General features: G+C 48.3%; 10 protein-coding genes and 9 tRNA genes. All 19 read right to left on the reverse strand.

Annotation, left to right across the window (positions count from 1 at the left end; genetic code table 11):
- Positions 1-109: 109 nt before the first annotated feature.
- The gene (gene luxS, locus ACRC27_RS01380) at positions 110-628 is read right to left on the reverse strand and encodes an S-ribosylhomocysteine lyase (protein ID WP_438622494.1); all 519 of its coding nucleotides are present in this window, start codon (positions 626-628) and stop codon (positions 110-112) included.
- A 226-nt stretch (positions 629-854) separates the two neighbouring features.
- Positions 855-2,414: a glutamate--cysteine ligase gene (gene gshA, locus ACRC27_RS01385; RefSeq protein WP_438630558.1), complete on the reverse strand. Its 1,560-nt coding sequence runs from the start codon at positions 2,412-2,414 to the stop codon at positions 855-857.
- A 97-nt stretch (positions 2,415-2,511) separates the two neighbouring features.
- Positions 2,512-2,964 carry a YqaA family protein gene (locus ACRC27_RS01390; protein WP_438622492.1) on the reverse strand — a complete coding sequence of 151 codons (453 nt, stop codon included), beginning with the start codon at positions 2,962-2,964 and terminating at the stop codon, positions 2,512-2,514.
- A complete protein-coding gene (gene yqaB, locus ACRC27_RS01395; protein ID WP_438622491.1) occupies positions 2,964-3,533 on the reverse strand; it encodes a fructose-1-phosphate/6-phosphogluconate phosphatase in 570 nt (189 codons plus the stop codon). The genes ACRC27_RS01390 and yqaB overlap by 1 nt, the downstream gene beginning before the upstream one ends.
- 363 nt (positions 3,534-3,896) lie before the next feature.
- Positions 3,897-3,973 (reverse strand) — tRNA-Arg (locus ACRC27_RS01400).
- A 78-nt stretch (positions 3,974-4,051) separates the two neighbouring features.
- Positions 4,052-4,128: transfer RNA gene (locus tag ACRC27_RS01405), tRNA-Arg, on the reverse strand.
- Positions 4,129-4,222: 94 nt separating this feature from the next.
- Positions 4,223-4,299, reverse strand: a tRNA-Arg gene (locus ACRC27_RS01410).
- 132 nt (positions 4,300-4,431) lie between these two features.
- Positions 4,432-4,508: transfer RNA gene (locus ACRC27_RS01415), tRNA-Arg, on the reverse strand.
- A gap of 40 nt (positions 4,509-4,548) precedes the next feature.
- A tRNA-Arg gene (locus ACRC27_RS01420) sits at positions 4,549-4,625 on the reverse strand.
- A gap of 33 nt (positions 4,626-4,658) precedes the next feature.
- Positions 4,659-4,748 (reverse strand) — tRNA-Ser (locus ACRC27_RS01425).
- A gap of 53 nt (positions 4,749-4,801) precedes the next feature.
- Positions 4,802-4,878: transfer RNA gene (locus tag ACRC27_RS01430), tRNA-Arg, on the reverse strand.
- Between the two features lie 34 nt (positions 4,879-4,912).
- Positions 4,913-4,989 (reverse strand) — tRNA-Arg (locus ACRC27_RS01435).
- Positions 4,990-4,998: 9 nt separating this feature from the next.
- A tRNA-Ser gene (locus ACRC27_RS01440) sits at positions 4,999-5,088 on the reverse strand.
- Positions 5,089-5,597: 509 nt separating this feature from the next.
- A complete protein-coding gene (gene csrA, locus ACRC27_RS01445; RefSeq protein ID WP_438622490.1) occupies positions 5,598-5,783 on the reverse strand; it encodes a carbon storage regulator CsrA in 186 nt (61 codons plus the stop codon).
- 272 nt (positions 5,784-6,055) lie between these two features.
- Positions 6,056-8,683: an alanine--tRNA ligase gene (alaS, locus tag ACRC27_RS01450; RefSeq protein WP_438622489.1), complete on the reverse strand. Its 2,628-nt coding sequence runs from the start codon at positions 8,681-8,683 to the stop codon at positions 6,056-6,058.
- Between the two features lie 182 nt (positions 8,684-8,865).
- On the reverse strand, positions 8,866-9,498 hold the full coding sequence (locus ACRC27_RS01455; protein WP_438638984.1) for a regulatory protein RecX: 633 nt from the start codon (positions 9,496-9,498) through the stop codon (positions 8,866-8,868).
- Complete coding sequence (gene recA / locus ACRC27_RS01460; protein ID WP_438622487.1) at positions 9,498-10,553, reverse strand: recombinase RecA; 1,056 nt, start codon at positions 10,551-10,553, stop codon at positions 9,498-9,500. The genes ACRC27_RS01455 and recA overlap by 1 nt, the downstream gene beginning before the upstream one ends.
- Positions 10,554-10,629: 76 nt before the next feature.
- Complete coding sequence (gene pncC, locus ACRC27_RS01465; RefSeq protein WP_438622486.1) at positions 10,630-11,163, reverse strand: nicotinamide-nucleotide amidase; 534 nt, start codon at positions 11,161-11,163, stop codon at positions 10,630-10,632.
- Positions 11,164-11,297: 134 nt separating this feature from the next.
- On the reverse strand, positions 11,298-11,747 hold a 450-nt coding region (locus tag ACRC27_RS01470; RefSeq protein WP_438638986.1), incomplete at its 5' end, for an FAD-dependent monooxygenase.

Genomic DNA, 11,747 nt, shown 5'->3' on the forward strand with positions numbered 1-11,747 from the left:
CCCTGCGCGTAACTCACGTGCAGGGCTTTTTGATGGATGTTATTTACAACCGCATTTTTGATAGATAAAAAGTATTACCTATAAACACGATCACTTATAAAACAGTAGATTATCGGATAGCGAGTGCTTTTAACTGCGCGTCATCAAGTGCCAGTTCACTGTTTGAGTTAGCCACAACCCCCCGCGCAATGACCTGTGCAGCAATTGCCTGTGCTTCACTCAGTGAGTGCATGTTGCAGGTACCACACTGATACTCATTAAGCTCAGGAATATCCGATTGCTGCTGCACGGCGACAACATCGTGCATTGCTGCCAACCATGCGGCGGCCACACGAGCTTCATCTGGCGCACCGATCAGACTCATATAGAATCCGGTACGGCAGCCCATCGGTGAAATATCAATAATTTCAACGCCCTGACCATTTAAATGATCACGCATAAACCCAGCAAACAGGTGCTCAAGGGTGTGAATACCCTTTTCACTCAGCAACTCTTGGTTCGGGACGCAAAAACGTAAATCAAAAACGGTGATGGCATCCCCGTGCGGTGTTTGCATGGTTTTTGCAATGCGAACGGCCGGCGCTTTCATTCGGGTATGATCAACAGTGAAGCTATCCAATAACGGCATGAGTTTGACTTCCTTGACTATTTTATCTTATGTGAAAATAAATAAATTTATTTGCCTGAATCGGGAAACCTTTTCGCACTGTGCCGGTCTTAATTTACAGTAAGACGCGCTATTTGTTGTCATCACATCCCTGAATACACCTGCAGAGATGTTATTTTTAGCCACATCGGTTGATGTGGCTTTTTTTTATCCCGCAAAAACCATAGCCCCCGTTTAAAACGGGCAGTTACCCTTTCTGGCTAGCTAAGTAATCATCAAAACTAAGGGTATCTGCTGCTTCAATTGCCGCTTGTTTGGCAAAAGAGTCGGCCTGCTCCTGCGCAAACTGCGCATCAGAAAGCATTTCCAACGCTTCACTGGATAACTGCTGCTGATACTGTTTGGCCAATTCCAAACCAAAACCGCTAATCCCCTTTGCCAGCACCTGATCCAGCACTTGGGCTGAGAGTGTCAACGAGGGATCAACAAACGCTTTCATCAGTTTAGTACACAACCGCTGATAGGTATCAGAATCAGCGCCATCAAGCACGGTAGCCACACTCAGCAAATCCGCAAACAAACGCTGCCCAACATCAGCCAGTGGCTGACGCGCCTCTTCACACCCGATACCGACTGTCTGCCCCGGTTTGCGTCCTTCAAGGATCACCCGATTCCAGTTTTTACGGCAACAGAGTAACTCGCTTTCACTCATTTCTGGTGCATCGGCCAGCGCACACCAGATCATAAACAGATCTAAGAAACGCACCTGTTCAGCATCAATACCTATTGCCGAGAACGGATTATTATCAAGCGCTCGCACTTCAATATATTGAATACCGCCGCGTAATAACGCATCAGACGGTGACTCTCCGGCCAACGTGACACGCTTAGGCCGAATTGGAGCATAAAACTCGTTCTCAATTTGCAACACGTTGCTGTTGAGCTGACGGTATTTATCCCCGACTTTAACGCCGATATTGGCATATTGCTGTGATGGCTGATGGATCGCTTTTTTCAGTGCATCCACATACGGGCGCAACTGATTAAACGTAATCCCCAGTTTGCTCTGCTCTTTATTGGTATAGCCCAGATCGCTCATTCGCAATGACGTGGCATACGGCAGATACATCAACCCCTTGCTGTTTGACTCAAACGGCAGCACATCTTCACGCCCGGCGATAAACGAGCGGCACAGTGCAGGAGAAGCACCAAACAGATACGGGATCACCCAGCCAAAGCGGTAATAGTTACGAATAAGCTTTAAGTAGCCGTCAGAGATCTTATCTTGCAGAGCCTGAGGATCAAGATCACTGCCAAACCTTGTCAGCCAAAAGCTATCCGGCAGTGAGAAATTATAGTGCACACCGGAGATCACTTGCATCAGTGCACCGTAGCGATTTTTCAACCCCTCACGGTAGAGCGTTTTCAGGCGACCGATATTCGATTTACCGTATTGCGCCAGAACAATGTCACTCTCTTTACCGATAAAACAGGGCATACTGAGCGGCCAGAACAGCTCATCACCGATATTGCGTGCGGTATAACGTTGAATATCGCGCAGGAATGTGAGCAGACTGTCAACATCCCGCTCTACCGGCGTGATAAATTCAAGCAGGCTCTCTGCAAAGTCAGTGGTGATCCAGCTGTGTGTCAGGGCAGAGCCTAACGCCGCAGAGTGGCCAGTTTGAGCCAAATGACCATCAGGCGTAATCCGCAGCGTTTCACGCTCGATACCCCGCCCCAGACCTTGAACGACATGTGGGTTTGCTGCTAACCATGAGAGTGCAGCAGATACGTCAGGAATCAAAATAACCCTTCCTTCAACCAACCTGAACTTTTGATCTGATAAGGATACTGGTTAAATGCCCAAATTTCTACGGTATAACAATCGGTTACTCTTTATACTACAGGGTAAATATATGGTTAACACCTTGAAATATAAGTGCAACGACAAGATAACGTAACGTTTTTCCCCATAAAATAAACAGTGTAGCCGGCCAAAAAGAGAGCCGAAACCACCCCGCCAGCAGACACAAAACATCGCCAATAAGTGGCAGCCAGCTAAACAGTAATGACCAGACACCGTATTTTTTTACCCAGCGGGTAGCGGTAGTCAGACCACGCTGTGGCGCTATTTCAGCAACGCCTCGCCCCATCAGCAAACTCACCACACTTCCGAGCGTATTCCCCACTGAAGCAACCACAATTAGCTGCCAAACGGGCCACTGTGCTTGCTGTAAAAGCATCACCAGCAGCACTTCAGAATTACCTGGAAGCAGCGTAGCACTGAGAAAACTACTCAGTAGCAGGCCCCACAGCCCGCTACTGGCGACCCAGGCATCAAATGCCGCCAACATCAGGCCAGCGTTCTCACATCAACCACAGCCATTCCTGCACTGCGGGCTGCTTGAATACCAAAATCGGCATCTTCAAACACCACACAATGCTCAGGTGCAACGCCCATACGCGATGCACAGAGTAAAAATGTATCCGGGTTCGGTTTGTGCGCGGTAACATCATTTGCACCAACCAGTACATCAAAATAGTGGCGCAACCCCATATGCTGCAAAATAGCCTCAGCCATCGCCGTATCACTGCCAGTACCTACTGCCATAGGGCGGCGACCATGATACGCCTTTACCACCTCAATCAGCGGCAACGGCTCACACAGATCAAACAGATACTTCTGCGATTGCTGCATCTTCTCTTTGGCCAGCGCCACGGCATTTAAATCAGCACCGTGGCGATCAATAATTGACTGGGCAATTGACCATGTTGGCGCGCCACTGAGTGATGCCATCAGCTCTGGCTCATACGGCAGCCCGTATTTCCCCAAGATCTCTATCCATGCCTGACGATGCGCGGGCAGTGACTCGATAATCGTGCCATCCATATCAAAAATCAGCCCTTGGTAGCTATCGTACATAACAACTCCTACTTAACAGGGCTACGCCCTCAACCGCACCACACCGGTGCAAACAAGATTACTGTACCGTAAATCCCCTCTCGCTTGCAGCGGCCACATGCTGTTTTGTGATGCTTTCACCGATTTATGCAACGCCTTGAGTACAGACTAAGTCAGCACACACTCAAAAACACAACACAATAAATAGAGGGAAAAAGATAAAAGGCAAAAGACAAAAACTAAACATGAAAGGAAAGGAGACTATAAAGATCAGAAGCATACAGCAGTGATAAACGCGGAAAAACGTTAACAACAGGAAACCGTTAGCCTTAAACAAGCGCCAAACGCAAAAAGCCCCGTCAATGACGAGGCTTTTCACTAAGATGGTGCATCTGAGAGGATTCGAACCTCTGACCGCTCGGTTCGTAGCCGAGTACTCTATCCAGCTGAGCTACAGATGCAGTGTCTGTTTTTAACCTATCACCCCGAAAAAATAGCCTGATAACTCAGTAATACTTTTTTTCGCAGCAATATTTGTATGGTGCATCCGAGAGGATTCGAACCTCTGACCGCCCGGTTCGTAGCCGGGTACTCTATCCAGCTGAGCTACGGATGCAAGAGTATTTCACTAACTTAACACTTTCCCATTAACACTGAATGAAAAAGCTGCTCACGATAATAGCAATAACCAATATCGTGCAGATAAAAGATGGTGCATCCGAGAGGATTCGAACCTCTGACCGCTCGGTTCGTAGCCGAGTACTCTATCCAGCTGAGCTACGGATGCGCTCATTAACTCTTTTATCCTCATAATTAACAGTGATTTATCTGCTAATCATGCCTTGCAAATAACTATACGCTTATCAAAAGCAGAGTACACCGCTAGAGTGCCGCTGTTATGTAAGAATATGTTAATTTATGGTGCATCTGAGAGGATTCGAACCTCTGACCGCTCGGTTCGTAGCCGAGTACTCTATCCAGCTGAGCTACAGATGCAAAATGCTGGGCCAGTCTACTTGCATAACAAAAAACAAAGTGGTGCATCCGAGAGGATTCGAACCTCTGACCGCTCGGTTCGTAGCCGAGTACTCTATCCAGCTGAGCTACGGATGCATCGAAAAGTGCTTTTCGTGCTTTGCAAAAGAATGGCGGTGAGAGAGGGATTCGAACCCTCGATAGAGTTTCCCCTATACACCCTTAGCAGGGGTGCGCCTTCAGCCTCTCGGCCATCTCACCGTGTGCTTTAATCAACCGTATTACTTAATGTAGATACGATTAATTGCTATAAATGGTGCATCTGAGAGGATTCGAACCTCTGACCGCTCGGTTCGTAGCCGAGTACTCTATCCAGCTGAGCTACAGATGCACTGCATATTCCCTATGACCGCATACAAATTGAATGGTGCATCTGAGAGGATTCGAACCTCTGACCGCTCGGTTCGTAGCCGAGTACTCTATCCAGCTGAGCTACAGATGCAATTCAAAATGGCGGTGAGAGAGGGATTCGAACCCTCGATAGAGTTTCCCCTATACACCCTTAGCAGGGGTGCGCCTTCAGCCTCTCGGCCATCTCACCGGCGTTGTGTGGCGCACATATTACTTTCCCTGCTTTATAAGTCAAACACTTTTAGCGTACTCACTGGCAAAATGCCATCAATTGCGCATTTAACAGACAATATGCTGATTTTTCAGTTCATTTATCTCAGTGATGCCGAGTCAGTCTCAGGAAAGTGGCTTTTTTCTGTATCCCACAAATCGGTATTTTTTAATTTTCTATAACAATAAAACAGAGGAAAAATCGGTTTTGTGATCGTGCGATATTTTTTATATGGCTAAGACGGTGAAAATACTCTGCTGAACAGAGCATGCTGTGTAGGCATATTTAGCCATAAAAGAGGAAATTCCAGACAATACCACTGCGATAGATAGCAAAAATAGATGGGGACAAGATGAAAGATGAAAGATGAAAGATGAAAAGAATAAGGGAAATTGGCGTCCTACCAAAATATTATGCAAGACGCACTAGAGTCGTTAATAACCGTAACTGACGGAAAAATCGGGCGATTAAACGCCAGTAATTCGGTATTAATACGTTGGTTGCTGTGATTTTTCAGCCTGAATACGCTGATAAATCTCTTCACGGTGTACCGATACTTCTTTTGGTGCATTCACACCGATGCGAACTTGGTTCCCTTTTACACCTAAGACGGTGACGGTGACTTCATCACCAATCATCAGGGTCTCACCAACTCGACGAGTCAGAATTAGCATTCTTTGCTCCTTGAACTAATAGCTTCTGTGTCAGCATTATACTGACATTATCCAATATAAGTCACAAAAACGTAAGCGTATCTGCAAAAGTTCTTGCTTACTTAATTTATAAAACTTGGTCCTTGCTGCCTAACTCTGCCCTAATCTATGCAACTTTCTGCAATTTTATTGTGGCATTAGTATCGGTATTAGCAAGCGACGCACCGCACAAAAATTAAAACGTACTGATTAAAATATACAATCAGTACGTTTATTTTCACTAGGTTACGCGATTACAGACGTTCAGTAACCCACGCTTGCACAGACGCTAATGCTTCAGGCAATGCCTGTACATCAGAGCCACCGGCTTGCGCCATATCAGGGCGACCGCCGCCTTTACCGCCTACTTGTAGAGCAAGCATGTTAACCAGTTCACCGGCTTTAACACTGCCAACCAGATCTTTGGTCACACCAGCAATCAGGCTGACTTTATCGTCTTGCACTAAGCCTAGCACTACTATGCCTGAACCGAGCTGATTTTTCAGATCATCAACCATGGTACGCAGTGCTTTAGCATCTCCGCCTTGGAGTAAACTGACCAGCAGCTTAGTTCCTTTGACATCAACGGTATTATGCACCAAGTTAGCGCTCTCTTGAGCTGCTGCTTTATCTTTCAATTGTTGCAATTCTTTTTCTAATTGCTTGCTGCGATCAAGCAGTGCACGCAGTTTATCTGCAACGCTAAACGCGTCAGATTTAACCAGTTGTGCAGCATCATCAAGTTGATCTTGCTGGCGCTCAGTGAAGTCAATTGCACCTTGCCCTGTCACCGCTTCAAGGCGACGAACACCCGCAGCAATACCACTTTCAGAGGTGATGCGGAACAATCCGATGTCACCGGTACGGGTAGCATGTACGCCACCACACAGTTCAGTCGAGAAGTCGCCCATACTCAGTACGCGCACTTTTTCTTCATATTTTTCACCAAATAACGCCATTGCGCCTTTGGTTTTTGCCTCTTCCAAATCAACAATTTCGGTGTTGATCAAATGGTTTTGGCGGATTTGTGCATTGACCAACCGCTCAACAGCACGCAGTTCATCCGCTTTCATGGCTTCAAAATGTGAGAAGTCAAAGCGTAGGCTTTCAGCAGTAACCAGTGAGCCTTTCTGAGCAACATGCTCACCCAATACCTGACGCAATGCGGCATGTAACAGGTGGGTTGCAGAGTGATTTAGGCTGATTTGTTCACGACGTTCAGCATTAACAAGGGTGTCTACAGTGTCACCGATGTTTACACTCCCTGACACCAGTTTACCGACATGGCCAAAGGCATTGCCGTATTTTTGGGTATCAGTCACGCTGAATGTGGCATTAGCTGATTGCAGCAGGCCACTATCGCCGACCTGACCACCAGATTCTGCATAAAATGCCGTTTGATCCAGCACGATGATGGCATCATCACCGGCAGCGATCTGTTCAACTGCCTGACCTTCACGGAACAGTGCAACAACCTGCCCTTGATGTGTGGTGGCTGTATAACCGTGGAACTGAGTTTGGCTGTCAACACGGATCATGGCGTTGTAATCAGCACCAAAGTTGCTGGCAGCTTGTGCACGCTGACGCTGTGCTTCCATCGCGACATCAAAACCGGCTTCATCAACAGTCAAATTGCGCTCACGGCACACATCGGCAGTTAAATCGAGTGGGAATCCGTAGGTGTCATACAGTTTGAATGCAGTTTCACCATCAAGAACATCACCGGTCAGGTTAGACAGTGCGTCATCAAGCAGCATCAGGCCGCGCTCGAGAGTCCGGGCAAATTGCTCTTCTTCCAGACGCAAAATTTTCTCAACCAGCGCTTGCTGCTGTTGCAGTTCATTCGCGGCATCGCCCATAACGGCAATCAGCGTTCCAACCAGCTTATAGAAGAAGGTCTCTTTCGCGCCAAGAATGTAACCATGGCGAACTGCACGGCGGATAATCCGACGCAGTACGTAACCACGGCCTTCGTTTGATGGCATTACACCGTCAGACACGAGGAATGCACAGGAACGAATATGGTCAGCAATAACGCGCAGTGATTTGCTGTTTAGATCAGTCGCGCCAGTAATTTCAGCCGCTTTTGCAATCAGGGTTTGGAACACGTCAATCTCATAGTTGGAGTTGACATGCTGCATCACCGCGGTGATCCGCTCAAGGCCCATACCGGTATCAACCGACGGTTTTGGTAGCGGCAGCAGTGTGCCATCGGCCTGACGGTTGAACTGCATGAACACGTTATTCCAGATCTCGATGTAACGGTCACCATCTTCTTCTGGGCTTCCCGGTGGGCCACCCCAGATGTGATCGCCGTGATCATAGAAGATCTCGGTGCACGGACCGCATGGGCCGGTATCACCCATTTGCCAGAAGTTGTCAGAGGCGTAAGGTGCGCCTTTGTTGTCACCAATACGGATAATACGCTCTTCCGGCACACCAATTTCTTTGGCCCAGATATCGAACGCTTCATCGTCAGAAGCATACACGGTTACCCATAGCTTCTCTTTTGGCAGGGCTAACCACTGTGCTGAGGTCAGGAACTCCCATGCATAACGGATAGCATCATGCTTGAAGTAATCACCGAAGCTGAAGTTACCCAGCATCTCAAAAAAAGTGTGGTGACGGGCGGTATAACCTACGTTTTCAAGGTCATTATGCTTACCACCGGCACGCACACAGCGCTGTGATGTTGTTGCGCGGGTGTATGAACGCTTATCAAGACCAAGGAATACATCCTTGAACTGGTTCATACCGGCATTGGTAAACAGTAGCGTTGGGTCATTGCCCGGAACGAGTGAGCTACTAGACACAACGTGGTGCCCTTTGCTCTGGAAGAAGTCGAGATAAGCTTTACGGATCTCGGCAGTGCTTTTGCTCATGCAGCTAAATCCTGAGTCAGAGTAAATCACTTGGGGTATTTGTTCGATACGACGGCATCACGCTGTCGAACTGGAAATACCAATATCAAAGTGCGGATAAATAAATTTTCTCACACATGACGTACATTCTGGTAGCACTTTCCCACGATAAAATGCGCTTTACCGTGCTTTACAGCAGTGAATTACCATAACGAGTGAATATCTTCCTGATAAAAGCCACGGTACAACATAAAGCGGATAATTTTACTGCGCTGTTCACGCGTTGTCGGCAGCGGTTCACCAAAGCGTCGATAGACGATCTGTTTAGCTAATTCAGCCCAGTCAATGTCGGTTTCTGCCAGTGCATTTTGAATGATTTCACCGCTGACTCCGCGTTGACGCAGCTCTTGTTCGATACGGCGCGGGCCATGCCCTTTATGGCTGCGGCTACGAATAAACAGCTCGGCAAAGCGGTGGTCATCAACCCAGTGCTGTTGTTCGCAGTGTTCGAGAACCTCATCGAGCGCCAGATCAAAAGCCACTTGTGTTGTAGGCAGAGCGCTTTGTGTAGTGAAGTGCAGTGTGGCTTTGGCCGGTTGGCGACGGGAAGATTTAGCCTTTGCAGTAAAACTCGATGCGGTATGTGCGGGCTTGTAAGCAGCCCTTTGTTCACGCGAGGGATCCGCCGATTCTGAGAACAGGGTCTCTGCGGATGAGTCATCATCAGTAGCAGGTTCTGAAATAAACAGCGCCGCTAATTTGCGGCGCAGTTCGGTCTGGCTATGTTCGCGCTGCGCTAAAAGTCGCAGCGCGCTGTTAAGTAACGCGGTATTCATTAAAATTCGTCGTTCAGGCTGTCATCAGCATCATCGGCTTTTTCAGTTTCACTCACCGCACCTTCGGTACTGGTCAGCAGCAATTCACGCAGTTTCACGTCGATCTCTTGACCGATCTCTGCGTGCTCTTGCAGGTATTTCATGGAGTTTGCTTTACCCTGACCGATTTTGTCGCCCTGATAGCTGTACCATGCGCCTGATTTTTCAATCAGTTTATGTTTTACGCCCAGATCGATCAGCTCACCCTCTTTTGAGATCCCGCCGCCATAGATAATCTGGAATTCAGCCTGACGGAACGGTGGCGATACTTTGTTTTTAACAACTTTAACGCGGGTTTCGTTACCAACAACCTCGTCGCCCTCTTTTACCGCACCAATACGGCGGATATCAAGGCGCACAGAGGCATAAAACTTCAGTGCGTTACCACCGGTAGTGGTTTCAGGGTTACCGAACATAACACCAATTTTCATGCGGATCTGGTTGATGAAAATCACCAGACAGTTGGCACTTTTGATGTTACCGGTCAGTTTACGCAGTGCTTGTGACATTAAACGCGCTTGTAGGCCGACATGTGAGTCACCCATTTCGCCTTCAATTTCAGCTTTTGGTGTCAGTGCAGCAACGGAGTCAACAATGATGACATCTACCGCGCCGGAGCGAACCAGTGCATCACAAATTTCTAATGCTTGCTCGCCGGTATCTGGCTGAGAGATCAGCAGATCATCAACTTGTACGCCCAGTTTTGCGGCATACAGTGGATCGAGCGCATGCTCGGCATCAATAAATGCACAGGTTTTGCCAGCACGTTGTGCTTGAGCAATCACTGACAGTGTCAGGGTAGTTTTACCTGAGGATTCAGGACCAAAAATTTCAACGACTCGGCCCATCGGCAAACCGCCGATGCCCAGCGCAATATCGAGGCCTAATGAACCGGTAGAGACAGATTCAATATCAAGCGTTTTGGTATCGCCCAAACGCATGATTGAGCCTTTACCAAATTGCTTCTCGATTTGTCCTAACGCTGCAGCCAGTGCTTTTTGTTTATTTTCGTCCATTATGTATCCCCACGCATCAGTCACTCGTTTTGTTGGGTGTCAGTATACTGTATAGTCATACAGTATCAAGCCCTGTTTAAAAGAGAAATTCATTTAGCAGGGTTTGCAGCGCAAAATGCACCGCTTGCATACGGACAAGTGCTCTATCCCCCGAAAAATGCTGTTGGCAAGCTAGCGTACGACCTGTACGACTTGCAAAGGCAAACCAGACTGTACCAACAGGCTTTTCTACTGAACCACCGGCAGGCCCTGCAATACCACTGACAGCAATTGCAACATCGGCCTCTGACATGTGCAGTGCGCCATGCACCATTTCGCAAACGGTCGGTTCACTGACTGCGCCATAAGTATCAAGCGTCAGCCACGAGACACCGAGCATCTGGTGTTTTGACTGGTTGGTGTAGGTGATAAAGCCGCGATCAACATAATCTGAGCTGCCAGCAATCTCGGTCAGCGCGGTGATGATCCCACCGCCGGTACAAGACTCTGCGGTGGCAATATGCCAGCCCAATTCACGCAAGCGCGCACCGACAGCATGGCTGATATCAGTGGCGGAATATTGTTTGTGCAGTGCGGAGGTATCTGGCTGCCAAGTGTCGGATGAGGGCATAGTTTACAATCCTTACCACGGTGATATCAGGTGCAAATAATATTGCAGACTGTCGGTATGTACACGATGAGCTTAGTCGCGCCATGTTTGAGTCATACTTACATGGCGAATGCTGACAAGGCGAGTACACAACACTAGCGCTCGCGCTTAACGCTCGCCACAGATGTTTTGGCAAGTGTAGCGGGTTTTGCCAGTGTCGGGAGTTCGCCACTTAAACCACAAGCATGACGAATCAAACGCGGTTTTACGCCGGGTAGGTTGTCGGCCAGCAGTAACCCAATATCACGCAGTAATTTTTTTGCCGGATTTGCACCATCAAACAATGTTTTGAACCCTTGCATGCTGGCCAGCATCAGTGCCGCCTCACTTTTACGCCAGCGCTCGTAACGGCGCAGGTGGTGATGGCGACCAATATCTTTACCACTTTGCTGCAAGCGCAGCAGCTCTTGTGCCAGTGCTGCGGCATCTTGCAGACCAAGGTTCACGCCTTGTCCGGCTAACGGGTGGATCGTGTGTGCGGCATCCCCCACCAAGGCAACTCGGTGTGCGGCAAAACTGCGGGCGTATCTGGCGGTCAGCGGAAT

The sequence above is a fragment of the Plesiomonas sp. genome, from assembly GCF_051650925.1.
Taxonomy (GTDB): Bacteria; Pseudomonadota; Gammaproteobacteria; order Enterobacterales; family CAMTGL01; genus Plesiomonas.

Excerpts from the sequence above, each read along its gene's own strand:
- ACRC27_RS01390 (WP_438622492.1), bottom strand. The coding sequence starts at position 2,964 with ATGTTGGCGGCATTTGATGCCTGGGTCGCCAGTAGCGGGCTGTGGGGC.
- yqaB (WP_438622491.1), bottom strand. The coding sequence starts at position 3,533 with ATGTACGATAGCTACCAAGGGCTGATTTTTGATATGGATGGCACGATT.
- luxS (WP_438622494.1), bottom strand. The coding sequence starts at position 628 with ATGCCGTTATTGGATAGCTTCACTGTTGATCATACCCGAATGAAAGCG.
- ACRC27_RS01455 (WP_438638984.1), bottom strand. The coding sequence starts at position 9,498 with ATGAATACCGCGTTACTTAACAGCGCGCTGCGACTTTTAGCGCAGCGC.
- recA (WP_438622487.1), bottom strand. The coding sequence starts at position 10,553 with ATGGACGAAAATAAACAAAAAGCACTGGCTGCAGCGTTAGGACAAATC.
- pncC (WP_438622486.1), bottom strand. The coding sequence starts at position 11,163 with ATGCCCTCATCCGACACTTGGCAGCCAGATACCTCCGCACTGCACAAA.
- csrA (WP_438622490.1), bottom strand. The coding sequence starts at position 5,783 with ATGCTAATTCTGACTCGTCGAGTTGGTGAGACCCTGATGATTGGTGAT.
- alaS (WP_438622489.1), bottom strand. The coding sequence starts at position 8,683 with ATGAGCAAAAGCACTGCCGAGATCCGTAAAGCTTATCTCGACTTCTTC.